The sequence below is a fragment of the Ruegeria sp. BC6 genome (assembly GCF_056539185.1).
In genome coordinates this window covers 199,079-224,478 of record NZ_JBQFUM010000002.1, presented here as the reverse complement: position 1 = coordinate 224,478, position 25,400 = coordinate 199,079, and the positions used below count along the sequence as shown (strand labels likewise).

Below are 25,400 nucleotides of genomic sequence, written 5' to 3'. Positions count from 1 at the left end.
TCCCTCAGATCTCATTGGCGAAGTGTTTCATGACCAGGCGGATCGGGTTCGGGGCCGCCTGCCCCAGACCGCAGATCGAGGCATCGCCCATCACCTGGCACAGGTCTTTCAGCAGGTCGGTGTCCCACCTCTCGGCTTGCATCAGTTTGACTGCCTTTTCGCAGCCCGCCCGGCAGGGGGTGCACTGACCGCAGCTTTCGTCCTCGAAGAACCGCAGCATGTTCAGCGCGGCATCCCGCGCGGTGTCCTGGTCGGACAGGACCACCACCGCAGCGGACCCGATGAAGGTGCCGTGCGGCTGCAGCGTGTCGAAGTCCAACGGGACGTCGTCCATCGACGCGGGCAACAGACCCGACGACGGACCACCCGGTTGATACGCCTTGAACACATGGCCCTCGGCCATGCCCCCGGCGGCATCAATCACGTCAAGAATGGTCGAGCCGGCCGGCAGCAGGTAGACGCCGGGTTTCGCCACCCGGCCCGAGACCGAGTAGCTGCGCAGGCCTTTGCGGCCGTTCTTTTCGACCGAATTGAGGATTTCCGGGCCTTCCCGGCAGATCTTGGACACCCAGTAGAGCGTTTCCACGTTGTGCACCAGCGTCGGGCGGCCGAATACGCCGACCTGCGCCACAAAGGGCGGGCGGTGACGCGGCAGGCCCTTTTTGCCCTCAATCGATTCGATCATCGCGGATTCTTCGCCGCAGATGTAAGCGCCCGCACCGCGGCGCAGGTCGATATAGCCTTTCTCGACGATTCCGGCCTGTTCCAGCGCCGCTATCTCGCGCCGCAGGATTTCCAGCACCGCCGGGTATTCGTCGCGCATGTAGATGAAACAAGTCTCAGCCTCGACCGCCCAGGCGGCGATCAGCATGCCTTCGAGGAAAACATGCGGGGTGCGCTCCAGATAGTAGCGATCCTTGAACGTGCCCGGTTCGCCCTCGTCGCCGTTCACGGCCAGGTAACGCGGGCCGTCATTCATGCGGACAAAGCCCCATTTCTTGCCCGACGGGAAACCGGCACCGCCCAAACCGCGCAGGCCCGAGGCCAGAACCTGTTCCTGAACCTCTTCCCAGTCGCCGCCCTCACGCAGTTCTTTCAGCTTGGCGTAACCGCCGTTCTCGACATAGGCCGCGAAGGTCTCATACTCCGGCAGATGGGCGTGGGTGTCGCCGGCCGCGATGGCGGCCTGCACCTTTTCGGGGGTCGCGTGGTCGATATGGTTGTGCCCGATTTCCAGCACCGGCGCGGTGTCGCAGCGCCCCATGCAGGGCGCGCGCAGAACGCGCACTTCGGACGGGTCCAGCCCATCCTCCAGCGCCTTTTTCAACTGTTGCGCCCCGGCCATTTCACAGGACAGGGAATCGCAGACGCGGATGGTCAGGGCGGGGGGTGGCGTTTCACCCTCTTTCACCACATCGAAATGGGCATAGAAGGTTGCGGTCTCGTAGATCTCGGCCTGACCGATCCGCATCTCGACGGCCAACGCGGCGATGTGGTCGGAACTGATATGGCCGTGCGTGTCCTGGATCAGGTGCAGAAACTCGATCAGCAGATCGCGGCGGCGCGGGCGGTCGCCTAGCAGGCGCTGAATCTCGGCCTGCGCCTCGTCGGTGAATTGCCGTCCCTTGGGCGTGTGCCGCCCCTTGCCTTTACCTGACTTCCAGACGCCCTTTGGCGCGCCTGATGGCTTGGTATCCAATGGTGCCATGATGCCCTCCGCTCGAGCCTCGTCTCTCATCAGAATAGCATATCGTCAAATCGCAAAACCCAATGGCACGATAACGACAGTTTATCACCGCAAAGACGTCACGACCTGCCGCAATGCGCCAACGGTGGGCAATTCCGGATCCCGCGCCAGCGTCGCCAGACAGATCGGCTTGCTGACCACAGGATCAACCAGAGGCAGGACACGCGTGCCTTTCAAATCGCCGAGCGCCCGCACCAGAACCCGTGGCACGACCGTCGCCGCCAGCCCTTCGCGCGCCATGACCATCGAGGCAGTAAACCCGCTGGTTTCGGCCACTACACGCGGATGCAACCCCAGTTCGGCAAATATCCTGTCGAGGATGCGCCTGTTCTGCATCTGGGGCTCCAACAAGCTGAGCGGGAACTCGGCGACCTGCGCCCATGGGATCGGGCCCGTGCCCTGAGTCATATGCTCGGGAACGAGCAAAACATAGGTTTCCTCGTACAGAGGCTGCACATAACGCAGGTCAGTGCCGATGCTGTCGCCATAGGTGATCCCGGCATCCAGGCTGCCTTCGTCCAGACGGTGCTGGATTGCCGTGGCCGACATCGTCTCGATCCGCGACAGGATACGCGGATGCGCCTGCTGCAGCCGCTTGACCAAGCGGCCAGTAAACGCGATGGCGGTCGGGATCACGCCCAGGATCAGTGTACCGGTGATCTCGCCCTTGATCGCCTGCACCTCCTGCTCGAGCGCTTTGGCGTCATCCAGTATGCGGCGAGCGCGGCGGACGATCATCTCGCCCTCTTCGGTCAGGCCCTGAAAGCGGTTCGCACGGCGGACGATGGACACGCCCAGCCGATCCTCGAGGTTGCGGATCCGCATCGAGAACGCGGGCTGCGAAATACCACACTCTTCGGCCGCCTTGGCAAAATGGCGATGGCGCGCCAAGGCGCTGAGCAATTGCAGATCGCGGATTTCGAACACGTGCGGGCCTCGGGCGGACAGGAGCGATACCGTAAGATACCGCCAATGCCGGCCCAGAAAAGCTGTTTCGTGATCAGGTGTTGAACAGGAAGTGCATAACGTCGCCATCCTTGACGACATAGCTTTTGCCTTCTGCACGCATCTTGCCGGCCTCTTTGGCACCCTGTTCGCCATTGCACGCTACGAAATCATCATAGGCAATGGTCTCGGCGCGGATGAAACCCTTTTCAAAGTCGCCGTGGATAACACCGGCCGCCTGAGGCGCTGCAGTGCCCCTGCGAATGGTCCAGGCGCGGGCCTCTTTCGGGCCGACCGTGAAATAGGTTTCCAGTTTGAGCAGGTCGTACCCCGCACGGATCAGCCGATCGAGGCCCGGTTCTTCAAGCCCCATCTCTTCGAGGAACATCTGCGCCTCTTCAGGCTCCAGCAGACTGATCTCTTCTTCGATCTTGGCGCTGATGATGACATGCGCATTGCCCTGCGCCGCGGCCATCTCGGCCACACGCGCGGAATATTCATTGCCTTCGGCAGCGTCTTCTTCCGAGACATTGCAGACATACAGGACCGGCTTGGTGGTCAGCAACTGCAGCATCTTCCAGGCTTTTGAATCCTCGTCGGACACCTCGACCAAGCGGGCGGGTTTACCGCTTTCCAGCATCTCTTGCGCGGTGGCCAGCAACCGATCCTGCTGCTGCGCCTCTTTGTCGGTGCCCTTGAGCTTGCGCACGAGGTTGGCGCGACGCTTTTCGATGCTTTCCAGATCGGCCAGCATCAGTTCGGTCTCGATGGTCTCGGCATCGGCCACCGGATCGACCTTGCCTTCGACATGGGTCACGTCGCCATCTTCGAAACAGCGCAGCACATGAGCGATGGCATCGGTTTCGCGAATGTTGGCCAGAAACTGGTTCCCCAGCCCCTCACCTTTTGAAGCGCCTTTGACCAGGCCTGCAATATCCACGAAGGTCATCCGGGTCGGGATGATCTGCTTCGACTTGGCGATCGCAGCCAACTTGTCCAGACGCGCATCGGGAACGGCCACGTCACCCACATTGGGTTCGATCGTGCAGAAAGGGAAATTCGCCGCCTGCGCGGCCGCGGTCTTGGTCAGCGCGTTGAACAGGGTCGACTTGCCGACATTCGGCAGACCCACGATACCCATTTTAAAGCCCATGACGGCCTCCTGATGCCATTCGCGGGCTGCTTCTATGCGGGTCCGGTGCAATGCGCAAGGCACCTGCGGCTGCTGGCCCTGAGTCCAATCCGCAACATCACGAAAATGTAGGGAAAACGTGTGCTTGTTGCCATTGAACACGAGAGAATAGTGTCAAACTTTAACTTTGTAACGAATATCAACAGCGAACATCCCCATGAAAAACCTCCTTTCAAGCGCCGCTTTTCTGGCTTTTTCAACAGCCGCGCAGGCGCAGTCGGTGATTTTCGGCGCCGGCTACGCCGACTATTCCGACAGCAGTTCGATTGACCAGGCGATCTTTTCCCTCGAATACCAGCACCGGCCATTTCACGAGGCCACCCGCTTCAGCGCTGCGCTGGGGGCCGCGCTGTCGGTGGACGAGGATGGAAACACACATATCGGCGCCGGGGTGATCGGGGTCTATTCCTTTGCCGACAGATGGTTCGTGGAAGGCAGCGTGATGCCGGGTTTCTACAGCGAAGCCAACGAATTGAACGACCTTGGCGGGAGTTTCGAAATCCGAAGCCTTTTTGGGCTGGGTTATACGTTGAACAACGGCAATGACATCTCGTTGGCCGTGACCCACAAATCGAACGCCAGCACGCAAGAGGAAAACCCCGGCGTGAACGCGCTGTTGCTGCGGTATCACTTGAACTTCTGACCCCACCGCTCAGGACGGGATTGATTTTCGGCCAAAGTTTCTGCACATCAGGTCCAAACCTGTATGCAAGGATCGTCCATGACCCGTATCGACGCCAAGTTCGCCGCCCTTAAAGCCGAGGGGAAGAAGGCCTTTGTCGCCTATATCATGGCCGGGGATCCCGACTATGACACCTCGCTTGAGATCGTTCGCGGCCTGCCGGGGGCCGGCGTGGACGTGATCGAACTGGGCCTGCCCTTCACCGATCCGATGGCGGACGGCCCCACCATTCAGGCGGCTGGTCAACGGGCGCTGGATGGCGGCATGACGCTGCAACGCACGCTGGATCTGGCCAAGGCGTTCCGGGAAACCGATGACACCACTCCGATCGTACTGATGGGCTATTACAACCCGATCTACAGCCGCGGCGTAGACAAGTTCTTGGCCGACGCCAAAGAGGCCGGCATCGACGGCCTGATCGTCGTCGACCTGCCGCCCGAGGAAGATGACGAGCTGTGCCTGCCCGCGCAGGCGGCCGGTCTGAACTTCATCCGGCTGGCCACGCCCACCACGGATGACAAGCGCCTGCCGCGGGTGCTGCAGAATACCTCGGGCTTTGTCTATTACGTCTCGATCACCGGCATCACCGGCGCGGCCGAAGCCGAGGCCACCGATGTCGGCCCCGAGGTCGCGCGCATCAAGGCGGCGACCGATCTTCCGGTGATCGTGGGGTTCGGCATCAACACGCCCGAGAAATCACGTGCCATCGCCAGCGTTGCCGACGGGGCGGTGGTCGGCTCGGCCATCGTCAGCCAGATCGCCGCCGGCAAACCCGTGGCCGAGGTTCTGGACTTCGTGAAATCGCTGGCAGACGGCGCCCACAGCGCCTGAGGCCAAAATCCCAAACGAATTGCAACCGCTGCAGGGCCGCACGCCTGCGGCGGTTTTTCTTTGCGCCTTTGACCCACCTGACCACATGCGCAACTGGCCGTTGCGCCGCGGCCGAAGAATTGGTAAAGAAACCTAACCAATCTGCAGAAGGGCGCGGCCATGCCTGTCATTACCAATATCGAAGACCTGAAACGCATCTATGAACGCCGGGTGCCCCGGATGTTCTATGACTATGCCGAAAGCGGCAGCTGGACCGAGCAGACCTTCCGCGACAACAGCTCGGACTTCCACGACATCCGCCTACGCCAGAAGGTTGCGGTGGACATGTCCGGCCGCTCGACCGCGTCGCAGATGATCGGACAGGACGTGGCCATGCCGGTGGCCCTGGCACCCGTGGGCCTGACCGGGATGCAGCATGCGGATGGTGAAATGAAGGCCGCCAAGGCCGCGCTGGATTTCGGCGTGCCCTTCACGCTGTCGACCATGTCGATCAACTCGATCGAGGATGTGGCGGAACATACCGGCGCGCCGTTCTGGTTCCAGCTGTACACCATGAAGGACGAAGATTACGTCCGCCGCCTGATCCAGCGCGCCAAGGATGCCAACTGCTCGGCCCTGGTCATCACCCTTGACCTGCAGATCCTCGGCCAACGGCACAAGGACCTGAAGAACGGCCTGTCCGCCCCGCCGAAACTGACCGCCAAAACGATCGCCAACCTGATGACGAAATGGGCCTGGGGCATCGAGATGCTGGGCGCGAAGCGGCGCGAGTTTGGCAATATCGTGGGCCATGTCGAGGGCATCTCGGACGCCTCATCGCTGGGCGCGTGGACCGCCGAGCAGTTCGATCCCAGCCTCGACTGGAAGAAGATCGAGAAACTGATGGAGCAATGGGGCGGCAAGGTGATCCTGAAGGGCATCCTTGATCCCGAAGACGCCAAGATGGCGGCCAAACTGGGTGCCGACGCCATCGTCGTGTCGAACCACGGCGGGCGGCAGTTGGATGGCGCGCTCAGCTCGATCCGGATGCTGCCGCGGATCATGGATGCGGTGGGCGGCGACGTCGAAGTGCATCTCGACAGCGGCATCCGCTCGGGGCAGGACGTGCTCAAGGCGCTGGCGCTGGGGGCAAAGGGCACCTATATCGGGCGCGCTTTCGTCTACGGGCTGGGCGCGATGGGACAAAAGGGCGTGACCACCGCGCTGGAGGTGATCCAGAAGGAACTGGACACCACCATGGCCCTGTGCGGCGAACGCAACGTGGCCGATCTGGGGCCGCACAACCTGCTTGTCCCGCAGGATTTCTGCGGCCGCTGGCAGGAATGACGCGGAAATCGTTTTTACCCCTTTCCAAATGGCCGGATTCGGTCTAAGGACGCCGCTTCACGCGGGGTGACAGCCTTGGAGGCACCCTGCCCTAACATTGGAGATTTATCATGGCTGGTGAGATTCCTGATCTCGTAGCTCTGGAACGGACGGGGACGGGCAAGGGCGCCGCTCGTCAGGCACGCCGCGACGGCATGGTTCCGGGCATCGTATTTGGTGGCGAGAAAGACCCGCTGCCGATCCAGATTCCGTTCAACGAACTGTTCAAGCGCCTCAAGGCAGGCCGCTTCAAGTCGACCCTGTGGAACCTGAAGGTCGAAGGCCACGAAGACGTCCGCGTCATCTGCCGCGACGTTCAGCGTGATGTCGTCAAGGACCTGCCGACCCACCTAGACCTGATGCGTCTGCGTCGTACGACCAAGATCGCCCTGTACATCCCCGTCGAATTCATCAACGAGGAAGAGGCCCCCGGCATCAAGAAGGGCGGCGTTCTGACCGTTGTCCGTCCCGAGGTCGAGCTGGTCTGCACCGCCGGCGACATCCCCGAAAAGATCACCGTCGATCTGACCGGTCTGGAAATCAACGACGTTGTCACCATCTCGTCGGTTGACCTGCCCAACGGCACCAAGCCGACCATCGACCGTGATTTTGTGATTGCGAACATCTCGGCACCGACCGGCCTGGCGTCCAGCGACGATGAAGAAGGCGAAGGTGAAGAGGAAGTCGCAGCCGACGAAGTTGAAGTCGTAGGCAAAGACGAAGAATAAATCCGGATCATTCGGAGTGGAATTTGAAGCGGGGCCTCGTCCAGGGCCCCGTTTTTCTTTGAACGACCGGCTGGCACTGGAAAGGCATCTCGTGCAATTCTGCGCCGGACCGAAACGCACAAGGAATTCGCGATGAAGCTGTTTGTCGGATTGGGCAACCCGGGCGCAAAGTATGCCCGCAACCGGCACAATATCGGTTTCATGGCGGTGGATGCCATCGCCAGGGATCATGGCTTTGGGCCATGGCGTTCGAAATTTCAGGGTGAAATATCCGAAGGAATGCTGGGCCGAGAGAAGGTCCTGCTGCTGAAACCCATGACCTTCATGAACCGCTCGGGCCAATCGGTCGGCGAGGCCATGCGGTTCTTCAAGCTCGACTCAACCGATGTGACCGTTTTTCATGACGAACTGGACCTTGCACCCGGGAAGGTTCGCGCCAAGGCCGGTGGCGGCCATGCCGGGCATAACGGCCTGCGGTCGATCCACGACCATATCGGTGCCGCGTATGACCGTGTCCGGCTGGGGATCGGCCATCCCGGACGCAAAGAGCTGGTTTCGCCCTATGTTCTGGGCGATTTCGCCAAGGCCGACGCCGACTGGCTGGACGATGTTCTGCAAGGTGTTGCAGACGGGGCGGTCCATCTGGCTGCGGGCGATGCGGCCAAGTTCATGAACGCCGTGGCGCTGCGAACAGCGCCACCGCGCAGTTCCACCACGACGCCCAAATCCGAAACCAAGACCTCTCCTGCCCCGCAAGCCGAGACGCAAACGCCCGATGACCGCACGGCGATGCAGAAGCTGTTGGACAAGTTCCGATAGCGGCAAAGACCTTCCGCAACGTAGCAATTGCAGAATTTCCGTCATCACGATCCAATGCCGCCAAACGGGAGGAAAATCATGAAAACAGGTCTGAAGTGGCTGCTGCGAATCGTCCTGACGCTGGTCTTGGCCGCTGCAGTTGTCGGTTTCTGGAAGCGCGAGGAAATCCAGCGCCTTCTGGCGGTGAACTCTCTGTTTTCCGAAGAAAAGATCGTTCAGAATTTCTCTCACATGGACGCGGCGTTTCTGACTGTCGACCTCCCTCGCGGGAATGGTCCCACCTGGGACCTGCCCTATGGAGCTGAATTCGACCTGCCCGCCGAGACGCAAGACTGGATCGAAGAGCGCGCCGTCACATCCCTGCTGGTGATGCAGGACGGGCAGATCCGGTTCGAGGAGTATTTCCTGGGCACATCGCCGGAGGACCGCCGGATCTCGTGGTCGATGGCCAAAAGCTATTTGTCCGCTCTGTTCGGCATCCTTCTTGAGGAGGGCGCCATAGCCTCGCTGGATGATCCGGTCATCAAATATGCCCCCAAGCTGCAGGGCAGCGCCTATGAAACAGCCACGATCCGCAACGTGCTGAACATGGCCAGCGGTGTGACCTTTGACGAAGACTATCTGGACCCGAAATCCGACATCAACCGTATGGGTCGGGTCGTCGCCCTGGGGGGCGAGTTGGATGACTTTGCGGCCTCGTTGAAGGACAGTTTCGCGGCACCGGGCGAGACCTGGCAGTATGTTTCCATCGATACCCATGTCATTGGAATGGTGATCCGAGGGGCGACGGGTCAAAGCGTCGCCGCGTTGCTGGACGAAAAGATCCTGCAGCACCTCGGTCTTGAGCGGGACGGATACTATATCACCGACGGCGCCGGTGTAGCCTTTGTTCTGGGTGGCTTGAATTTCACGACGCGGGATTACGCCCGCTTTGGCCAAATGATCCTGCAGAACGGCGTGCGCGATGGGCGCCAGATCGTTCCGGCCGGCTGGATCAAGGAATCCACCTTGCCAAGCGCGCCGACCGAACCCGGAAAGATCGGCTACGGATATCAGTGGTGGATCCCCGTTGGCGCCCATGACGGTGAGTTTCTGGCACGCGGTGTTTATGGCCAGTACATGTATTTCGACCAGTCGCGCGGCGTGCTGATCGTAGCCACGGGCGCTGATCGGAAGTTCCGCGAGCCCGGGGTCAATGAGCAGAACATCGAAATGTTCCGCAAGATCGCGCAAAGCCTGTAAGGTAGCTTCATGCAAAAGCAGGACAGCATAAATGTTCTGGGCGGCGTGCTGGCTCCGTGTTCACGAAAGCCCCTGACCGGTTTTTTCCGCGACGGGGCCTGCAACACCTGCCCTGAGGATCGCGGCAGCCACACGGTCTGCGCTGTGATGACGGCCGAGTTTCTGGCCTATTCAAAATATGTCGGCAACGACCTGAGCACGCCACGGCCCGAATTCGATTTCCCGGGCCTGAAGCCTGGCGACAGCTGGTGCCTGTGTGCCGCGCGGTTCATGCAGGCCCATGACGAAGGCTGTGCGCCAAAGGTCCATCTTGAGGCGACTCACCAGCGCGCATTGGAAATCGTGCCGCTGCACGTTCTGACCAGCCACCGCGCAAACTCCGAACAGTGAACCGGGAATGAAAAACCCGGCACGGTTGAAGCGTGCCGGGTCTTGTTCTTTGGGCAGCCCTCAGGTTGCGTCGCGACCCTCGGTATCAGACATGTCGAAGTTCAGATACTTGGCGACTGTTTGCACATCCTTGTCGCCACGTCCGCACATGTTCATGCAGATGATGTGATCCTTTGGCAGCTCCGGCGCGATCTTCATGACATGCGCCAGCGCGTGGCTGGGTTCGAGCGCAGGGATGATCCCCTCGGTCGCGCAGCACAGCTGGAACGCCTCAAGCGCCTCTTTGTCGGTGACCGAGACATACTGCGCGCGCCCGATATCGTGCAGCCAGGAGTGTTCGGGGCCAATGCCCGGATAGTCGAGCCCGGCCGAAATCGAGTACCCCTCGAGGATCTGGCCGTCGTCGTCCTGCAGCAGATAGGTACGGTTGCCATGCAGAACACCCGGCCGGCCGCCGGTGAGAGAGGCGCAGTGCTCCATCTTTTCGTTGACACCCTTGCCGCCTGCTTCGACGCCGATGATGTTGACCGATTTGTCGTCGAGGAAGGGGTAGAACAGCCCCATGGCGTTCGAGCCGCCACCGATCGCCGCGATGATCGTGTCCGGCAGGCGACCCTCGGCCTTCATCATCTGTTCCTTGGCTTCCTTGCCGATGATCGACTGGAAGTCGCGCACCATCGCCGGGTACGGGTGCGGTCCGGCCACCGTACCGATGCAATAGAAGGTGTCGCGCACGTTGGTCACCCAGTCGCGCAGTGCGTCGTTCATGGCGTCCTTCAGGGTGCCGCGGCCCGAGGTCACCGGAATCACCTCAGCCCCCAGCAAGCGCATGCGGAACACGTTGGGCGCCTGCCGCTGGACATCATGTGCGCCCATGTAGACCACGCATTTCAGACCGAACTTGGCGCAGACCGTCGCGGTGGCGACACCGTGCTGCCCGGCCCCGGTCTCGGCGATAATCCGGGTCTTTCCCATGCGGCGCGCCAGGATGATCTGGCCAAGCACGTTGTTGATCTTGTGCGCGCCGGTGTGGTTCAGCTCGTCGCGCTTCATATAGATCTTTGCGCCACCCAGTTGTTCGGTCAGGCGCTCGGCGTGATACAGGGGCGACGGACGGCCCACGTAGTTGGCCCACAGATCGTCCATCTCGGCCCAGAAACTCGGGTCGGTCTTGGCCTTCTCGTATTCCTCCTCCAGCGACAGGATCAACGGCATCAGAGTCTCGCTGACGAACCGCCCGCCGAAAATGCCGAAGCGGCCGTTTTCATCCGGGCCGGACATAAAGGAATTGAACAGATCATTGGCCATGGTGGTCTCCATCGTCGTGCCTGTTGTTATTAGGAGGTGCCGGCGGGATTTGCCATCGCAAATCGCACTATTCCGCAGCGGTACTGCCGTTCATCCAGATAGTCAGCGCCTGGTCCCGGGTCGGAATGGCGATGCAGGCAAAGTGACGGAAGTGGTAGATATTGGTCAAACGTGGGGCAGCTTGCATCACCCCTCGGTGCGGGTTCGACTGGGCAAAGGTCAGCATGGCTTCGACGTCGTGCCAAACGCTGAGCGAGAAATACGCGCCCTCATGCGAAAACACCTCGGCATGGAGGCACAAGGGATCGCCCTTGGCCTGGCGCAAGGCCTTGCCCGCGCGCCAGAAAAACTCGGGCCCATGGTACCATCGCTTTAGTGAAACCGCGCCAATTGCAGCCAGCATCCTGCATCCTCCCCTTTGAGAAGGATACGCAAGCGCGTTCTGGTCAGATCACCGTGCCGCCTCAATAAATGAGCGGATCAGGCCCGGATCCTTGACGCCCGGGGCGCTTTCCACGCCCGATGCTACATCCACCTGCCTTGCACCGGTCATACGGATCGCCTCGGCTACGTTGTCCGGGTTGAGACCCCCCGACAGCATCCACGGCGTCCGCCAGTATTTGCGACCGGCGAGCAGACGCCAATCAAAGGGTAAACCGTTGCCGCCGGGCAGCTCAGAGTTCTTTGGCGGTTTGGCGTCAACCAACAACTGATCGGCCACGTCCGAATACAGGTCTATTGCGGCCAAATCCTCGGCTTCCGCCACTCCAATCGCCTTGATTACCGGCAAGCCGTAGCGTGATTTGACCTCGGCCACGCGCTCGGGGCTTTCGGCGCCATGCAGCTGCAGCATGTCCAGTGGAACCCCCGCGACGATTTCATCCAACTGCGCGTCGCTGAAGTTCACCGCTAAGGCCACCTTGGCTACGCCGACCGGCACGTCACTGGCCAGCGCCGCTGCCTGGGCAATCGGTGCATAGCGTGGAGACTTGGGAAAGAAATTGAACCCAATGTAACGCGCACCTGCTTCAACGGCGGCACGCACATGCTCGGGTGCGGTCAAGCCGCATATTTTTACGCTGATCTCGGAAGACATCGGCTCTCAGCTGGCCTCGTCCAGAAGGGCAAGCACATCGTCCTGGCCTTCGTTCTGCTTCTTCTTGAGCTTCTTGACCTCGCGCTCGAGCTTCTTGACCTCGGTCTTTTTGACGGTGGCGTCCTTGCGGTGCTTGTGCTCACGCAGCCATTCCCACAGAAAACCGATGACAAGGCCGGCCACAATCCCGCCAAGAACTACAAGAAACAACGGCAGCGAAGTGGCCAGATTGAAGCCAAGCAAGTCAGACAAGGCGTCCGGCATCAACTGCAACTGAACCATCTGGCGATTGGCCAGCGAGACCGAGACAAGGACGATCCCCAGGACCGCAAGAAAACCGTATCGAATGTAGCGCATCATGAGATCACGCTTTACCGTTCAAACGATCCCTTAGCAACTTGCCGGTCTTGAAAAACGGCACGCACTTTTCCTCGACTTGAACCGTCTCGCCAGTGCGTGGGTTCCGGCCGACCCGCGCATCCCGTTTCTTGACCGAAAAAGCTCCGAAGCCCCGCAGTTCGACACGGTCACCGCGCGCCATCGCGTCTGTGACTTCCTCGAATACGGTATTCACGATCCGCTCGACATCACGTTGGTACAGATGTGGATTTTCGTCGGCGATTTTCTGAATCAGTTCTGAACGGATCATGCGTGCTACCCTCCCAGGTCACCGTGTCATCTCGTCTACTGGTTTGGTCAGTATAGGAAAAAACGGTGCCGGGTGGAATGTAAACTCTGTGTGTCCGGGGTGCATTTTCCAAGAAAGCACCGGAAATTCGCCTGTAGAGACGCGAATCCGGCGGTTCATGCCTGCACCTATCACCGAATAACTCGCAAAACCGGAACACATTGATTCGCAAAAGAAACGGCCCCGCTCGGGATGAGCGGGGCCGTCTGAGTGTTCAAAACTGCAAGTCTGGCTTAGTCGCCGGACTTCAGCGCTGCGCCAAGGATATCGCCCAGCGATGCACCCGAGTCGGAGGAACCGTACTGTTCCACGGCCTCTTTCTCTTCGGCGATTTCGCGCGCCTTGATCGACAGGCCCAGACGGCGGGTCTTGCTGTCCACGTTGGTGACGCGAACGTCGACCTTGTCACCGACCGAGAAACGCTCGGGGCGCTGTTCGGCACGGTCGCGGCTCAGGTCCGAACGGCGGATGAAGGACTTCATGCCTTCGTACTCCACCTCGATACCGCCATCTTCGATCGCGGTCACTTCGACGGTGATGACCGAGCCACGCTTCACGCCGCCCACGGCTTCGGCGAACTTGTCACCGCCCAGGGCTTTGATCGACAGCGAGATCCGCTCTTTTTCGACGTCAACTTCCGAGACAACCGCCTGAACGACGTCGCCCTTGCGGTAGCTCTGGATGGCATCTTCGCCACGCTCGTCCCACGACAGGTCGGACAGGTGAACCATGCCGTCGATGTCGCCTTCCAGGCCGATGAACAGACCGAATTCGGTGATGTTCTTGACTTCGCCTTCGACCTGCGTGCCCTCGGGGTGCGTTTCTGCAAACACTTCCCACGGGTTGCGCTGGGTCTGCTTGAGGCCCAGAGACACGCGACGCTTGGCGCCGTCGATTTCCAGAACCATGACGTCGACTTCCTGGCTGGTCGAAACGATCTTGCCGGGGTGGACGTTTTTCTTGGTCCAGGACATCTCGGACACGTGCACCAGACCTTCGACACCGGGCTCCAGCTCGACGAACGCGCCGTAGTCGGTGATGTTGGTGACGCGACCCTTGTGCACCGAACCCAGCGGGTACTTGGCGCCAACCAGATCCCACGGATCTTCCTGCAGCTGCTTCATGCCCAGGCTGATGCGGTGGGTTTCCTTGTTGATCTTGATGACCTGAACCTTGATGGTCTCGCCGATCGTCAGGATCTCGGACGGGTGGTTCACGCGGCGCCATGCCATGTCCGTGACGTGCAGCAGGCCGTCAACGCCGCCCAGGTCAACGAATGCACCGTATTCGGTGATGTTCTTGACGACACCCTCGACGGTCTGACCTTCGGACAGGTTGCCGATGACTTCGGCACGCTGTTCGGCACGCGATTCTTCAAGGATTGCACGACGCGAGACAACGATGTTGCCACGGCGGCGGTCCATTTTCAGGATCTGGAACGGCTGCTTCAGACCCATCAGCGGGCCAGCGTCGCGCACGGGGCGAACGTCAACCTGGCTGCCGGGCAGGAACGCAACTGCGCCACCGAGATCCACGGTGAAGCCACCTTTGACGCGACCAAAGATAGCACCTTCGACGCGCTGGTCGTCGGCATATGCTTTTTCCAGACGGTCCCATGCCTCTTCACGGCGGGCCATCTCGCGCGAGATGACGGCTTCGCCACGGGCGTTTTCTGCGGCGCGCAGGTAGACTTCGACCTCGTCGCCAACAGCGATTTCAGGAGCTTCGCCGGGATTTGCGAATTCTTTCAGATCGACACGGCCTTCCATCTTGTAGCCTACGTCGATGATGGCTTGGCCCGCTTCGATCGCGATGACCTTGCCTTTGACAACCGAACCCTCTTCGGGGGTGTCCATTTCGAAGCTTTCGTTCAGGAGGGCTTCGAATTCCTCCATGGATGCGTTAGCCATGTGGCGTTGTTTTCCTTTACATAACGTTTTTGCTGGCCGAGCGGTTGTCTCCGCCGGTCTTGTTTCATGATGTCCTCTGGCGTGACCCGGTGCGCATCTGGCTAAACAAACACAAAGGGCCGAGGAAACCCGGCCCTGCTCAGATACGTCGTCCGGGCGTTGACCGCCCTTGTTCAGACAGCGCGCGTATAGGCGGATTCTGGGCACAGCGCAAGCAGAAAGGCCCTTGTTGCAAGCCGACGCGGGATTCCGCTTGCGTTTTCCGGGCCAGCTACTCCTCCCAAATCCGGGCATCCCTCAGCAGCATGGCCTGCTCGATCGCATTCAAACGCGCCAGAGCGTCGGCCGGGGCCTTTGCCCCACCGGCTGCCTTCCAAATCTTGAGAGCAGAGTTCGGACTCCACGGCAAGCAGGCATTCGCAAGCCACTGGCGCAACTGAGGCGGAAGGGTGTCATAGGCCTGCATGGCGGGGCGGTGCCGTCTCCGGCGGTTCAGGCGGCTGCGCAGATTGCGTCTTTGAGTGGTCATGGGCATCGACTGTACCAATGCGAATTTTCAGAGCGGGAACTGGACCGGACGGAATGGGTTGGGGAAACGTTCCAACGTTTATGGTATGTTATTACGTAACATATTTTTGGTGCGCAACCCCGGATTGAGGTCAAAAAAGGCAGGGTTCTGCAACCCTGCCCTCAGCCATTCCGAAGCTCTCAATATTAGCCGAAGCCGGGAGACCTAGAACAGTTGCAGGTCTTTCTTGCCGCTTTGAATCTCAGCTAGATTCGGCATGTTCTGGATGACCACCGGCTCGGGTGCCGCACCCGGCATCGGAACGGTCGGCTGTGCCGCCTTGGCCATCGCAAAAGTGGGTTGCTTGAGTTCTCCGCGAATGTCGCGCAGCAGGGTTTTGTGATCCGGCATCGCTTTCAGGATCTGCGCAAGGTCCACTTTTGCGCCCTTCCACCACTGGAACCAGATGTCCTTCCGCAATGGTCGAATACGATCACGAATTCCTGTGCCATACCCCGTGTCATAGACCTGCTTGCCCAGCAGAACCGTCTGATAGACGCGATGGTCAAACAGCGTTGCAAATTCGACATCGTGCTGCATCGGAAGGCGGTTTTTCCAAAGCTCGAGGTTTTCAGCCAGCCTGTCCGGCACCTTCATCTCGGTCCGCGCGTCGATCCAGTATTGATCATCGTGACGATTGTTCAGCTTGTAATGCAGGCAAATGAAATCCAGCACTTCGTCATAGAGCTTGTTCATCTGACGATTGTACCTGTCCCTCAGTGAGGGTTCGATATCGCGGGTCGGCAAATGCTCGGCGAACCAGCGCACAGCATGGTCGACCATATGGATCGCAGTGCTTTCAAGCGGCTCGATGAACCCACCGGCCAGCCCGATCGCAACGCAGTTCTTGACCCACGCGTTGCGCACGCGCCCGATCCGCATGGGGATCACCCGCGGCGTCGCGCCTTTGCCGCTGTCACCCAGCCACTCCAGATATTCGTCCGCCGCTTGATCATCCGTCCGGTGCGCGGATGAATACACGTATCCCGTGCCCACCCGGTTGTAGAGAGGCACGCGCCATGTCCAACCAGCGCCAAGTGCAGTCGACCGCGTGACGCTTTCGATTTTCCGCGGATTGGGGTGCTCGATCTGCAACGCCATGGCACGGTCGTTCGGCAGATAGTCCGAATAATCCATGAACGGCTCGCCCAGTGCCTGATTGATGATCAGGCCGCGGAAACCGGTGCAGTCCACGACCATTTCAATATCGTGGCGGCCTGCACGCTCAAGCATCAGATGGCTGACACTGCCCTGTTCATTCAACTCGACCGACTGCACCTCGTCGCGGATATGTTCGACGCCACGCTGCGTACAGACCCTGGTCAGCATGCCCGCGAATTTTACGGCGTCCAGGTGATAGGCATAGCCAAACCGCTGCTCGAATTCGGGCTGCCCCAGAAGCCGCGCGCCCTTGCACAGCCGAGCCAGGTCATCATGCGGCGAGATGGACTGAGTGAAATCCCGGTCACCGTTGCCAAACCGAAGGAAGTACTCGGCGGCCTCGAGGCCCTCCAGCATCTGGCCATGGGCAAATGGGTTCACGTAGTCGATGCGCTTTCCCTTTGCGTCCTTGTTCCAGTTGCAGAATTTGACGCCCAGCTTGAACGACGCATTGGTTTCGCGAAAAAAGTCTCGCTCGGAAATTCCGGCCTGCCGGAGCGTGACCGGCATACGCGGCACGGTCGCTTCACCAACGCCGACCGTGGCGATATTCGGGCTTTCGATCAGGCAGATCCGCGGACGGTCCTTGGGTGCTGACGTGCGCGAAAACACCATCTCGAGTAGCAACGCCGTCATCCAGCCAGCCGTACCGCCACCCACGATGGTGATTTTTTGCAAACGATTATTCATGTTGTTCTGTCCCTGTTGGCTGTGAGGATTATGCGGCCGCCTGCCCGTTTTTCCGGGCCTCGGTGGCGACCTCCCCTTATCGCTGAGTGAAACTATAGCAGCTTTCCGGCATCCAGCTAGGGCCAATGGCGGCATCAAGTGGGCCCAAACGGGCGCCGCTGCAAAAGCAACGCATGGTCACGACCTGCTTCCCTTGCACTGAACGGACAGCGATGACGGTTGAGCCTTTCGAGGCGGCCTCAGATGTCCTCGCCTTTCTTCAGAAGATCGTTGATCAATTCGCGTTGCAGATCATGGCTGTCGCCACCGCCGAACTCGGCCGCACCCCCGGAATAGAGAGTGCCATAGGTCAGGGCGATATTGACGGTCTGCGCCAGGCCCGAGATCAGTTGATCCTTGTTCAGCCGTGACAGCGGGTGGATGAACACGGCCCACAAGGTTCCGTTGGCGATCGCATAGCGCGCGTCCAGCGTGCTGTCGAAATTGGCCTGCATCATGCGCTGCAAGTCTTCGGCCGAAAGCTCTGAGGTTCCGCTGATCGCCACCATTGCCCGCATCCGGTCTGCATGCACATCAGTAACAACCAGTACCGGAACATCCGAAATCGTCATGGTAAAGCCCGGACCCTGCGGCTCGGCATCGGGGTCGAGGGCAAAGATGATCTTGCCAAGTCTCTCGTAGGTCATCGGTGGCTCGGCTTCCTGTGCCAACGCATGGCCGGCCAACAAAACCCAGATCAAGGCAAATCGGATCATCCGCTCTCTCCACCATAGACACGTTCAGCCTAAGCGGGGACTGATCAACTGGCCAAACACAGCTTGGTGAGCCGGTTTGGCTGGCTCTCGGCAAGTGCGAACGATCTGCAAGGTTTTCCGTTCGCCCTGCGATTACGCGTCCGCACGCCCGCATTTATCTGTTCAGCACGGGTCGGCGCGCGTGCCGGCCACAACTGAACACGAAAGGAACACATAATGAAATCTGTTGTACTCAGCGCCCTTGTCGCCGTCTTGCCGATGATCGCCGCACCGGCTATTGCGGCGGATGAGATCAATGTCTCGAACGGGATCTCGGCCGGTGGTGCGCCGCTGGCTGCTCACGGGGTCGATTTGGTGGCGCTGGTCACCGACGGCAACCCGGTCGAAGGGTTCGCCACGCATTCGGCCACCTATGATGGCGCGTCCTACTACTTCACTTCGGCTGAGAACCGCGAAGCATTCGAGGCCAATCCCGAGGCATACCTGCCGCAGCACGGCGGCTTCTGCTCGTACGGTGTTTCCGTAGGCAAGAAGTTCGATGGCGATCCGGATCAATACCTGCTGGCCGGTGGCAAGCTGTACCTGTTTCTGAACGCGGCAACTCGCGCCAAGTTCCTCGAAGACGTGTCCGGCACCGCCAAGACCGCGGATGACCAGTGGGCGAATATCAAGTCGATTGCGGTCGGCGAACTGTAATCGGACTGTCGCCAAGCGCTGTCCGCGGTCTCACCTTGCCGCGGGCAGCTTTCCTTGAATAACCGCGACCGCCTTTTCCAGCGCGGCCTCGATGCTCAGGTTCGAAGTGTCCAGAATTACGGCATCGTCGGCCGGTTTCATCGGGGCCGTGCTGCGCTCGGCGTCCCGCGCGTCGCGCTCGCGGACATCGGCCAGAACCTGCGCGCGGGTTACATCCGCGCTTTTGTCTGCCAGTTCCAGATAGCGTCGCTCGGCGCGCACTTCGGGGCTGGCGGTGACGAACAGCTTCACCTCGGCCTCGGGGCAGATCACCGTGCCGATGTCCCGCCCGTCCAGCACCGCGCCGCCGGCCCGCCGGGCAAAGCTGCGCTGGAAATCGACCAGAGCTGCGCGCACCTCGGGGATCACCGCCACTTTCGACGCCGCCTGTGCGATCTCGGCGGTCCGCAGGTCGCCCTGCTCCAACTCCTCGGCCGTGAGGGACCGCGCCGCCTCGACCGGGTCGGTGCCGTCCAACGTGCGTCGGCCGACCGCGCGATAGAGCAGCCCCGTATCCAGATGCGCCAGCCCGAAATGCGCAGCCACGGCCTTGGAGATCGTGCCTTTGCCCGCAGCGGCCGGGCCGTCGATGGCGACGGTAAAGCTCATGTGCGTTCGACCTTGGCGCCAAGGCCCTTCATCAGCGGCTCGAAGATCGGGAACGAGGTCGCGATGGGGCTGCCGTCATCGACCGAGACCGCCTGTTGCGCGCCCATGCCCATCACCATGAACGACATGGCGATGCGATGGTCCAGAAAGCTTTCGCAGGTGCCGCCGCCGGGAACGCCGCCGATGCCCAGCCCGTCGACCGACCACCAGTCATCGCCCTCGTCAACCGTGACGCCGTTGGCCCGCAAGCCACGCGCCATGGCGTCGATGCGGTCGCTTTCCTTGACGCGCAGTTCCTTGACGCCGCCCATCATCGTCTTACCGGTGGCGTTGGCCGCAACCACCGACAGCACCGGATATTCGTCGATCATCGAAGCCGCGCGTTCGGGCGGGACGTCGATGCCCTTCATGTCGGGCGAGTAACGCGCGCGCAGGTCGGCGACCGGCTCGCCGCCTTCCTCGCGCATATTCTCATAGGTCAGATCGGCGCCCATCTCGCGCAGCGTCGTGAACAGGCCGGCGCGCGTGGGGTTCAGGCCGATGCCCGGCACCAGAACGTCCGATCCCGGCGCGATCAGCGCCGCGCAGACCGGGAAGGCCGCGCTGGAGGGATCGCGCGGCACGGCGATCACCTGCGGTTTCAACTCAGGCCGGCCGGTCAGGGTGATGACCCGGCCTTCGTCGGTGTCCTCGACAGTGATTTCGGCGCCGAACCCGGCCAGCATTCGTTCCGAATGGTCACGGGTGGCTTCCTTCTCGATCACCACGGTCTTGCCGGGCGCGTTCAGGCCGGCCAGCAGAACGGCGGATTTCACCTGGGCCGAGGGCACCGGCACTTCGTACCACACCGGCACCGGATCGGCCGCGCCGACGATGGTCATGGGCAGGCGCCCGCCCGAGCGGCCCACGGCCTGTGCCCCGAACAGGGCCAACGGATCGGTCACCCGCGCCATCGGGCGTTTGTTCAGGCTGGCGTCGCCGGTGAAGGTCGCGCTGATCGCGCTGGTCGCCATCGCGCCCATGATCAGGCGCACGCCCGTGCCCGAGTTGCCGCAGTCGATCACATGATCCGGCTCGGCAAAACCGCCCACGCCGACGCCGTGCACCGTCCATTCGCCATTCCCGTGCGAGATCACCTCGGCCCCGAAGGCGCGCATCGCCTTGGCGGTGTCCAGAACGTCTTCGCCTTCCAGCAGGCCCGAGATCCGGGTCTCGCCCACGGCCATCGCCCCAAGGATCAGAGAGCGGTGCGAAATCGACTTGTCGCCCGGCACTTCGGCCGTGCCGGTCAGCGGGCCGCAGGGATACGAGGTCATCGGGATGGGCGTGCCGTGTCCGGACATGAGGGCTCCTTTTGCGCAATCAGTGCCCCTGCCGATTAGCGAATTGGCGCCGCAGCGTCCAGCCGCAATCACCCGTTGCGGCGGAAGGTCAGGTAGTGCGGCGTGCGGCCTTCACGCAGGGCCTTCTGCTCGTAGCGGGTGGAAATCCAGTCGTCCCACGGCTGGCGCCAATCCTCCGGCCCCTCGGCCAGCCATTCGAAACCGGCGCGGGGCACCTCCTCGAGCGTCTGGCGGACGTAGTCCGGGATGTCGGTCGCCACGCGGAAAATCGTGCCGGGTTTCAGCACACGGGCCAGCGGCTCCAGGTGCTCGGAGGTCACGAAGCGGCGGCGGTGGTGCCGCTTTTTGGGCCACGGATCGGGGTAGAGCAGAAACGCGCGCGAAATGCTAGCATCGGGCAGCACGTCGAACAGGTCGCGCACATCGCCGGGATGTACCGCCAGGTTGGTCACTTCGGCCCGGCGGATCTTGCCCAATAGCATGGCCACGCCGTTGATGAACGGCTCGGCCCCTATGATGCCGATATCGGAGTTCTGCTGCGCCTGATGCACCAGATGCTCACCACCGCCGAACCCGACCTCAAGCCATACCGGCTTGCCGCCGAACAGCGCGTCCAGGTCGATCGGGGTGCGGTCGGGGTTGCTGTCCCAATCCACCGCGCCCGGCGACAGGGCGGCCAGGTCCTCGGACAGATAGGTCTTTTGGCTGGGCTTCAGGGTCTTGCCCTTGAAGCGGCCATAGAAGTTTCTGCGGGGGCGTTCGGGTGACTGGGTGCTCATGCCGGTGCCCTTACTGCGGTGGGGTTTGCGTTGCAAGGGGAGGGCTGTGCCGGAGGGGCGACCTTCGAAACGAAAAAGGCGCGCCACATCGGACGCGCCTTGCCGTGTTTGATTTCCCGGTGCTGGCTCAGACAGCCTTTTTCAAGGCCTCAACCAGATCGGTCCGCTCCCAGCTGAAGCCGCCGTCCGCATCCGGCTCGCGCCCGAAATGCCCATAGGCCGCCGTGCGCTGGTAGATCGGCTTGTTCAGTTGCAGATGTTCGCGGATGCCGCGCGGGGTCAGGTCCATCACCTGTCCGACCGCCTTCTCGATCTCGGCGTCGGCAACCTGTCCGGTGCCGTGGGTGTCAGCGTAGATCGAAAGCGGCTTGGAAACGCCGATCGCATAGCTCAGCTGGATCGTGCAACGCTCGGCCATGCCGGCGGCCACGACGTTCTTCGCCAGATACCGCGCCGCATAGGCCGCCGACCGGTCGACCTTGGTCGGGTCCTTGCCTGAAAACGCCCCGCCCCCATGCGGAGCCGCACCGCCATATGTGTCGACGATGATCTTGCGCCCGGTCAGACCAGCATCCCCGTCCGGGCCGCCGATGACGAACTTGCCGGTAGGGTTCACATGCCATTCCGTCTGGTCGCTCAGCCAGCCATCGGGCAGAGATTCGCGGATGTAGGGCTCGACGATCTGGCGAATATCGTCCGAGGTCAGCGCCTCATCCAGATGCTGGGTGGACAGCACGACCGAACTGACACCGACTGGCCGCCCGTCACGGTAGATCACCGACAGCTGCGATTTGGCATCGGGACCCAGAGCGGGCTCGGACCCGCTCTTGCGCACCTCAGCCAGGCGGCGCAGGATGGCGTGTGCATATTGGATCGGAGCCGGCATCAGGGCTGGGGTTTCGGTAGTGGCATATCCAAACATGATGCCCTGGTCACCGGCGCCTTCATCCTTGTCAGCAGACGCATCGACACCTTGGGCGATGTGCGCGGACTGCTCGTGCAGCAGATTCGTCACCTCGACCGTTTCGTGGTGAAACTTGTCCTGCTCGTAACCGATGTCCTTGATGCAAGCGCGGGCAATCTCTTCGATCTTGCCCATGTAGTCGTGCAGTTTTTCGTGATCCGACAGACCGACCTCGCCGCCGATGACCACCCGATCGGTGGTGGCAAAGGTTTCGCACGCAACGCGCGCTTCGGGCTCTTCGTTCAGAAAGGCATCCAGGACCGCATCTGAAATTCGGTCGCACACCTTGTCGGGATGCCCTTCGGAAACGGATTCCGAAGTGAAAATGTAGTTCTGTCGGGACATGAAAGCGCTCCATTAAGATTTCCCCGTCACGCCAGGAAGCCGTTGTGACAGGCATTCGACGGGATACGCCCGAAGAAACAGGGGGTCAATCGGTAATTATGCCCTGCCAAACCGAACGTTGCGCCCAAACAGCAGCAGAAGCACCAACAATAGCCCAAGCGTCGGCCCGTCGCCGGTTCGCGCATACAGTGTCGGAGGCAATGGCGCCGGAAGATGAGCATCCACGAAACCCGCCTGTCCCAAAGGCAGGGAGGCGATTACGTTGCCATAGGGATCGACCATCGCCGAAACACCGGTATTTGCCGACCGCGCCAGCGGCAGACCCTGTTCGATGGCCCGCATCCTTGCCTGCGCCAGATGCTGGAATGGTCCTGTACGGGTCCCGAACCAGGCATCATTGGTTATCTGCAGAAGGAAATCCGGACGCCGCGGCGCCGCCGAAACATCCTGCGGAAAGATCGCCTCGTAGCAGATCAGCGGCAGCGCCAGACCCAGCTTGCCGGCGTTCAGCATCGCCGCTCCGGGCCCGGCGCTGAAGCCACTTCCCGTGGTCGCGGCCATACCGTGTATTCCGAACCTGTCCATCAGATCGCCAAGGGGAACATACTCGCCGAAGGGCACCAGATGATGCTTGTCGTACAGGCCGGTCTGACGCCCCTGCTCGTCGAGATAGATCATTGAGTTGTAGATGCGCGGCCCGTCTCCGCGTTGGATACCGAGGATGACGGGCGTTCCCTGAGCAGCCTCGGCAATCGCTTCCAGATAGGGACCCGCACTGCCCAGCCACGCCGGAACCGACGTCTCGGGCCATACGATCAGGTCCGGACGCGGATCGGCGGCAGTGAATTCAATCTGTCGAGCAAAAAACAGCGGGGCAAAAGACGGGTCCCATTTCTGCTCTTGCGGCGCGTTGGGCTGGACCAGACGAACACTATGACCGGTCTCTGCAAACCTCGGGCGGTTGCTGGCTTGAACCAGCGCCAAACCGGCAAAGATGACAACTGCCACTACGGGCCAAAGAATCGCCTTGCCGTTGCGAGGACCGGCGACGGCAGCGCCCAACGGCAGGGCAAGCAAAAAGGTCGCGGCCCCAAGGCCATATGGACCAACCCATGCCAAGAGTTGCCCGGCCGGGGCATCCACCCAAATCTGTGCCATTCCCGCCCAAGGAAACCCGGTCAGAACGTAGCCGCGCGCCATTTCAACCAGCGACAGGGTCAGGGCCAGAACGATGACCTTCCGCGGCCCCACCTCTCGGGTTCCGCGCGCGAGCCAAAAAGCAAACGCCCAGAACAAGGCCAAGCCAGCAGCCATGAACACAAGCGCAAAAGGGGCCATCCAGGCATAACGCTCAGCGTCGATCTGAAAGGGCTCGATGATCCAGCTCAGGGCATTGGCGAAGTAACCGGTTGCGAAAGCCCAGCCCACCCATGCCGCGCGAGCGCGCGTGGCACTGGCCAGAAACAACGGCGCGACGGATGCAAGCGCAATGCAGGTGATTATCCAATAGCCATACGGCGCCAAGCCAAAGGCCGCCAACGCGCCGAGTATCGCGGCCAGTACCACGCGCAGCCAATGCGGCCACCGCAAGGCAGGATTCATGCAGCCATATCCGGCAGCATCACCCGCAGGCGCTTGATGCGCCGCGGATCCGCGTCGATAACCTCGAACTCGGGGCCTTCGGGGTGCAAAACCACCTCGCCGCGAGCTGGAACCCGCCCAGAAAGCATGAAGACCAGCCCGCCCAGGGTCTCGATCTCTTCCTCGTCCACATCCTCGTGGCTGGTCAGCGACCGGCCGATTTCGGCCTCGAAATCCTCAAGCGGCGCCTTGGCCTGAACGATATAGCACCCGGGCTTTTCTTGCACCCACAGCTGATTTTCGTCGGCGTCATGCTCATCGGCGATTTCTCCGACGACCTGTTCGATCAGATCTTCGATCGTGACAAGCCCGTCGACGCCACCATATTCATCGATCACCAACGCCATGTGGCGACGCTCGGTCTGCATCTTGGTCAGCAAAACACCGATCGGCATCGAAGGTGGAACGAACAGCAGCGGGCGGAGCATCGAGATCAGATCGAATTCCGCCGACCCACCGTTGAACCCATGCGTCAGGGCAAAATCCTTGAGGTGAACAAAGCCCAGCGGCGTGTCCAGCGTCCCCTCGTAGACCGGTATTCGGGACAGACCGCTATCCCGGAAGACCTGGGCCAGTTCCTCTTTGGTGATGGTCGAAGGCACTGACACAATATCGGCGGAAGGAATTGCCACATCCTCGACCCGCATGCGCCGCAGATTGATCATGCCGCGTGGCTGAGGGGTCACGGCCTCATTCCCGTTCACGACGACTTCGGCGTCATCCTCGGCGGAAGAAAAAGCATCAAGAATACGAGAGAAAAGCCCGCTTTTCTCTTTGGTTTCATCGCTGCTCTGCGAGTGCGCGCTCTGCGCCGCTCCAGAACTGCCGTCAATATCGCCCATTTTCCTGTTCCAATAGATCGGGCAC

The 25,400-nt window shown here is 61.2% G+C and carries 26 protein-coding genes and 1 riboswitch; of the genes, 8 read left to right on the top strand and 18 right to left on the bottom strand.

What is annotated here, in order from left to right; translation table 11 throughout:
* Positions 1 to 4: 4 nt before the first annotated feature.
* From ACR0MM_RS08535 to ychF, 3 genes are all read right to left on the bottom strand, one after another.
* The gene (locus ACR0MM_RS08535) at positions 5 to 1,708 is read right to left on the bottom strand and encodes an NAD(P)H-dependent oxidoreductase subunit E (protein ID WP_480695609.1); all 1,704 of its coding nucleotides are present in this window, start codon (positions 1,706 to 1,708) and stop codon (positions 5 to 7) included.
* Positions 1,709 to 1,792: 84 nt separating this feature from the next.
* Positions 1,793 to 2,674 carry a LysR family transcriptional regulator gene (locus ACR0MM_RS08530; RefSeq protein ID WP_480695607.1) on the bottom strand — a complete coding sequence of 294 codons (882 nt, stop codon included), beginning with the start codon at positions 2,672 to 2,674 and terminating at the stop codon, positions 1,793 to 1,795.
* A 73-nt stretch (positions 2,675 to 2,747) separates the two neighbouring features.
* Entirely contained in the window at positions 2,748 to 3,845 is a 1,098-nt protein-coding gene (gene ychF, locus ACR0MM_RS08525) for a redox-regulated ATPase YchF (protein WP_480695605.1), read from the bottom strand.
* Positions 3,846 to 4,041: 196 nt separating this feature from the next.
* Here ychF and ACR0MM_RS08520 point away from each other — a divergent pair, with 196 nt between their 5' ends.
* The 7 genes from ACR0MM_RS08520 to ACR0MM_RS08490 all read left to right on the top strand — a co-directional run bounded on the left by ACR0MM_RS08520 (position 4,042) and on the right by ACR0MM_RS08490 (position 9,941).
* Positions 4,042 to 4,527 carry an acyloxyacyl hydrolase gene (locus tag ACR0MM_RS08520; RefSeq protein ID WP_170340476.1) on the top strand — a complete coding sequence of 162 codons (486 nt, stop codon included), beginning with the start codon at positions 4,042 to 4,044 and terminating at the stop codon, positions 4,525 to 4,527.
* A gap of 78 nt (positions 4,528 to 4,605) precedes the next feature.
* Positions 4,606 to 5,397, top strand: a complete 792-nt coding sequence (gene trpA, locus ACR0MM_RS08515) for a tryptophan synthase subunit alpha (RefSeq protein ID WP_260064923.1) — start codon at positions 4,606 to 4,608, stop codon at positions 5,395 to 5,397.
* Between the two features lie 159 nt (positions 5,398 to 5,556).
* Positions 5,557 to 6,723, top strand: coding sequence for an alpha-hydroxy acid oxidase (locus tag ACR0MM_RS08510; RefSeq protein WP_480695603.1), 1,167 nt, complete (start codon positions 5,557 to 5,559; stop codon positions 6,721 to 6,723).
* 110 nt (positions 6,724 to 6,833) lie between these two features.
* Complete coding sequence (locus tag ACR0MM_RS08505; RefSeq protein WP_093964607.1) at positions 6,834 to 7,490, top strand: 50S ribosomal protein L25/general stress protein Ctc; 657 nt, start codon at positions 6,834 to 6,836, stop codon at positions 7,488 to 7,490.
* A gap of 132 nt (positions 7,491 to 7,622) precedes the next feature.
* On the top strand, positions 7,623 to 8,309 hold the full coding sequence (gene pth / locus ACR0MM_RS08500) for an aminoacyl-tRNA hydrolase (protein ID WP_170436376.1): 687 nt from the start codon (positions 7,623 to 7,625) through the stop codon (positions 8,307 to 8,309).
* Positions 8,310 to 8,387: 78 nt separating this feature from the next.
* On the top strand, positions 8,388 to 9,551 hold the full coding sequence (locus ACR0MM_RS08495) for a serine hydrolase domain-containing protein (protein ID WP_170436373.1): 1,164 nt from the start codon (positions 8,388 to 8,390) through the stop codon (positions 9,549 to 9,551).
* 9 nt (positions 9,552 to 9,560) lie between these two features.
* Positions 9,561 to 9,941: a DUF2237 family protein gene (locus tag ACR0MM_RS08490; RefSeq protein ID WP_170364903.1), complete on the top strand. Its 381-nt coding sequence runs from the start codon at positions 9,561 to 9,563 to the stop codon at positions 9,939 to 9,941.
* A gap of 60 nt (positions 9,942 to 10,001) precedes the next feature.
* Here ACR0MM_RS08490 and trpB read toward each other — a convergent pair whose 3' ends face one another.
* From trpB to ACR0MM_RS08445, 9 genes are all read right to left on the bottom strand, one after another.
* Positions 10,002 to 11,249 (bottom strand): tryptophan synthase subunit beta, encoded by a 1,248-nt coding sequence (gene trpB / locus ACR0MM_RS08485; RefSeq protein WP_480695601.1) that lies wholly within the window; start codon positions 11,247 to 11,249, stop codon positions 10,002 to 10,004.
* A gap of 67 nt (positions 11,250 to 11,316) precedes the next feature.
* Positions 11,317 to 11,652 (bottom strand): hypothetical protein, encoded by a 336-nt coding sequence (locus ACR0MM_RS08480; RefSeq protein ID WP_480695599.1) that lies wholly within the window; start codon positions 11,650 to 11,652, stop codon positions 11,317 to 11,319.
* Positions 11,653 to 11,700: 48 nt separating this feature from the next.
* Positions 11,701 to 12,345, bottom strand: a complete 645-nt coding sequence (locus tag ACR0MM_RS08475) for a phosphoribosylanthranilate isomerase (protein WP_170340460.1) — start codon at positions 12,343 to 12,345, stop codon at positions 11,701 to 11,703.
* 6 nt (positions 12,346 to 12,351) lie between these two features.
* On the bottom strand, positions 12,352 to 12,702 hold the full coding sequence (locus ACR0MM_RS08470; RefSeq protein WP_170340535.1) for a lipopolysaccharide assembly protein LapA domain-containing protein: 351 nt from the start codon (positions 12,700 to 12,702) through the stop codon (positions 12,352 to 12,354).
* A gap of 7 nt (positions 12,703 to 12,709) precedes the next feature.
* Complete coding sequence (gene ihfB / locus ACR0MM_RS08465) at positions 12,710 to 12,994, bottom strand: integration host factor subunit beta (protein ID WP_050603110.1); 285 nt, start codon at positions 12,992 to 12,994, stop codon at positions 12,710 to 12,712.
* Between the two features lie 272 nt (positions 12,995 to 13,266).
* Complete coding sequence (rpsA, locus tag ACR0MM_RS08460) at positions 13,267 to 14,943, bottom strand: 30S ribosomal protein S1 (protein ID WP_480695597.1); 1,677 nt, start codon at positions 14,941 to 14,943, stop codon at positions 13,267 to 13,269.
* Between the two features lie 271 nt (positions 14,944 to 15,214).
* On the bottom strand, positions 15,215 to 15,472 hold the full coding sequence (locus ACR0MM_RS08455) for a DUF6525 family protein (protein ID WP_480695595.1): 258 nt from the start codon (positions 15,470 to 15,472) through the stop codon (positions 15,215 to 15,217).
* A gap of 204 nt (positions 15,473 to 15,676) precedes the next feature.
* Positions 15,677 to 17,362 (bottom strand): tryptophan halogenase family protein, encoded by a 1,686-nt coding sequence (locus ACR0MM_RS08450; RefSeq protein WP_480695593.1) that lies wholly within the window; start codon positions 17,360 to 17,362, stop codon positions 15,677 to 15,679.
* A gap of 239 nt (positions 17,363 to 17,601) precedes the next feature.
* A complete protein-coding gene (locus ACR0MM_RS08445; RefSeq protein WP_480695591.1) occupies positions 17,602 to 18,117 on the bottom strand; it encodes a hypothetical protein in 516 nt (171 codons plus the stop codon).
* A 216-nt stretch (positions 18,118 to 18,333) separates the two neighbouring features.
* On the opposite strand from ACR0MM_RS08445, the gene ACR0MM_RS08440 reads away from it, so the two are divergent.
* On the top strand, positions 18,334 to 18,813 hold the full coding sequence (locus tag ACR0MM_RS08440; RefSeq protein ID WP_480695589.1) for a YHS domain-containing (seleno)protein: 480 nt from the start codon (positions 18,334 to 18,336) through the stop codon (positions 18,811 to 18,813).
* A 30-nt stretch (positions 18,814 to 18,843) separates the two neighbouring features.
* Here the strand turns inward: ACR0MM_RS08440 and cmk are convergent, their stop codons facing one another.
* The 6 genes from cmk to ACR0MM_RS08410 form a co-directional block, all read right to left on the bottom strand.
* The gene (cmk, locus tag ACR0MM_RS08435; protein ID WP_480636638.1) at positions 18,844 to 19,461 is read right to left on the bottom strand and encodes a (d)CMP kinase; all 618 of its coding nucleotides are present in this window, start codon (positions 19,459 to 19,461) and stop codon (positions 18,844 to 18,846) included.
* A complete protein-coding gene (aroA, locus tag ACR0MM_RS08430) occupies positions 19,458 to 20,804 on the bottom strand; it encodes a 3-phosphoshikimate 1-carboxyvinyltransferase (RefSeq protein WP_480695587.1) in 1,347 nt (448 codons plus the stop codon). The genes cmk and aroA overlap by 4 nt, the downstream gene beginning before the upstream one ends.
* 68 nt (positions 20,805 to 20,872) lie before the next feature.
* Positions 20,873 to 21,583, bottom strand: a complete 711-nt coding sequence (gene trmB, locus ACR0MM_RS08425) for a tRNA (guanine(46)-N(7))-methyltransferase TrmB (protein WP_480695585.1) — start codon at positions 21,581 to 21,583, stop codon at positions 20,873 to 20,875.
* A 127-nt stretch (positions 21,584 to 21,710) separates the two neighbouring features.
* Positions 21,711 to 22,892: a methionine adenosyltransferase gene (metK, locus tag ACR0MM_RS08420; protein WP_480695583.1), complete on the bottom strand. Its 1,182-nt coding sequence runs from the start codon at positions 22,890 to 22,892 to the stop codon at positions 21,711 to 21,713.
* Between the two features lie 5 nt (positions 22,893 to 22,897).
* A riboswitch (SAM-SAH riboswitch) is annotated at positions 22,898 to 22,946 on the bottom strand.
* A 42-nt stretch (positions 22,947 to 22,988) separates the two neighbouring features.
* The gene (gene lnt, locus ACR0MM_RS08415; RefSeq protein ID WP_480695581.1) at positions 22,989 to 24,494 is read right to left on the bottom strand and encodes an apolipoprotein N-acyltransferase; all 1,506 of its coding nucleotides are present in this window, start codon (positions 24,492 to 24,494) and stop codon (positions 22,989 to 22,991) included.
* A complete protein-coding gene (locus ACR0MM_RS08410) occupies positions 24,491 to 25,375 on the bottom strand; it encodes a hemolysin family protein (RefSeq protein ID WP_170357079.1) in 885 nt (294 codons plus the stop codon). Before ACR0MM_RS08410 ends, lnt begins: the two co-directional genes overlap by 4 nt.
* Between the last annotated feature and the right edge of the window lie 25 nt (positions 25,376 to 25,400).

What these genes read in the sequence shown, in the direction of transcription:
- ACR0MM_RS08470 (WP_170340535.1), bottom strand. Translation starts at nt 12,702, where the DNA reads ATGCGCTACATTCGATACGGTTTTCTTGCGGTCCTGGGGATCGTCCTT.
- ACR0MM_RS08455 (WP_480695595.1), bottom strand. Translation starts at nt 15,472, where the DNA reads ATGACCACTCAAAGACGCAATCTGCGCAGCCGCCTGAACCGCCGGAGA.
- ihfB (WP_050603110.1), bottom strand. Translation starts at nt 12,994, where the DNA reads ATGATCCGTTCAGAACTGATTCAGAAAATCGCCGACGAAAATCCACAT.
- ACR0MM_RS08490 (WP_170364903.1), top strand. Translation starts at nt 9,561, where the DNA reads ATGCAAAAGCAGGACAGCATAAATGTTCTGGGCGGCGTGCTGGCTCCG.
- ACR0MM_RS08440 (WP_480695589.1), top strand. Translation starts at nt 18,334, where the DNA reads ATGAAATCTGTTGTACTCAGCGCCCTTGTCGCCGTCTTGCCGATGATC.
- ychF (WP_480695605.1), bottom strand. Translation starts at nt 3,845, where the DNA reads ATGGGCTTTAAAATGGGTATCGTGGGTCTGCCGAATGTCGGCAAGTCG.
- ACR0MM_RS08410 (WP_170357079.1), bottom strand. Translation starts at nt 25,375, where the DNA reads ATGGGCGATATTGACGGCAGTTCTGGAGCGGCGCAGAGCGCGCACTCG.
- pth (WP_170436376.1), top strand. Translation starts at nt 7,623, where the DNA reads ATGAAGCTGTTTGTCGGATTGGGCAACCCGGGCGCAAAGTATGCCCGC.
- ACR0MM_RS08450 (WP_480695593.1), bottom strand. Translation starts at nt 17,362, where the DNA reads ATGAATAATCGTTTGCAAAAAATCACCATCGTGGGTGGCGGTACGGCT.
- ACR0MM_RS08495 (WP_170436373.1), top strand. Translation starts at nt 8,388, where the DNA reads ATGAAAACAGGTCTGAAGTGGCTGCTGCGAATCGTCCTGACGCTGGTC.
- metK (WP_480695583.1), bottom strand. Translation starts at nt 22,892, where the DNA reads ATGTCCCGACAGAACTACATTTTCACTTCGGAATCCGTTTCCGAAGGG.
- lnt (WP_480695581.1), bottom strand. Translation starts at nt 24,494, where the DNA reads ATGAATCCTGCCTTGCGGTGGCCGCATTGGCTGCGCGTGGTACTGGCC.
- trpA (WP_260064923.1), top strand. Translation starts at nt 4,606, where the DNA reads ATGACCCGTATCGACGCCAAGTTCGCCGCCCTTAAAGCCGAGGGGAAG.
- rpsA (WP_480695597.1), bottom strand. Translation starts at nt 14,943, where the DNA reads ATGGCTAACGCATCCATGGAGGAATTCGAAGCCCTCCTGAACGAAAGC.
- trpB (WP_480695601.1), bottom strand. Translation starts at nt 11,249, where the DNA reads ATGGCCAATGATCTGTTCAATTCCTTTATGTCCGGCCCGGATGAAAAC.
- aroA (WP_480695587.1), bottom strand. Translation starts at nt 20,804, where the DNA reads ATGTCCGGACACGGCACGCCCATCCCGATGACCTCGTATCCCTGCGGC.
- ACR0MM_RS08445 (WP_480695591.1), bottom strand. Translation starts at nt 18,117, where the DNA reads ATGATCCGATTTGCCTTGATCTGGGTTTTGTTGGCCGGCCATGCGTTG.
- cmk (WP_480636638.1), bottom strand. Translation starts at nt 19,461, where the DNA reads ATGAGCTTTACCGTCGCCATCGACGGCCCGGCCGCTGCGGGCAAAGGC.
- ACR0MM_RS08510 (WP_480695603.1), top strand. Translation starts at nt 5,557, where the DNA reads ATGCCTGTCATTACCAATATCGAAGACCTGAAACGCATCTATGAACGC.
- trmB (WP_480695585.1), bottom strand. Translation starts at nt 21,583, where the DNA reads ATGAGCACCCAGTCACCCGAACGCCCCCGCAGAAACTTCTATGGCCGC.
- ACR0MM_RS08535 (WP_480695609.1), bottom strand. Translation starts at nt 1,708, where the DNA reads ATGGCACCATTGGATACCAAGCCATCAGGCGCGCCAAAGGGCGTCTGG.
- ACR0MM_RS08480 (WP_480695599.1), bottom strand. Translation starts at nt 11,652, where the DNA reads ATGCTGGCTGCAATTGGCGCGGTTTCACTAAAGCGATGGTACCATGGG.
- ACR0MM_RS08475 (WP_170340460.1), bottom strand. Translation starts at nt 12,345, where the DNA reads ATGTCTTCCGAGATCAGCGTAAAAATATGCGGCTTGACCGCACCCGAG.
- ACR0MM_RS08520 (WP_170340476.1), top strand. Translation starts at nt 4,042, where the DNA reads ATGAAAAACCTCCTTTCAAGCGCCGCTTTTCTGGCTTTTTCAACAGCC.
- ACR0MM_RS08505 (WP_093964607.1), top strand. Translation starts at nt 6,834, where the DNA reads ATGGCTGGTGAGATTCCTGATCTCGTAGCTCTGGAACGGACGGGGACG.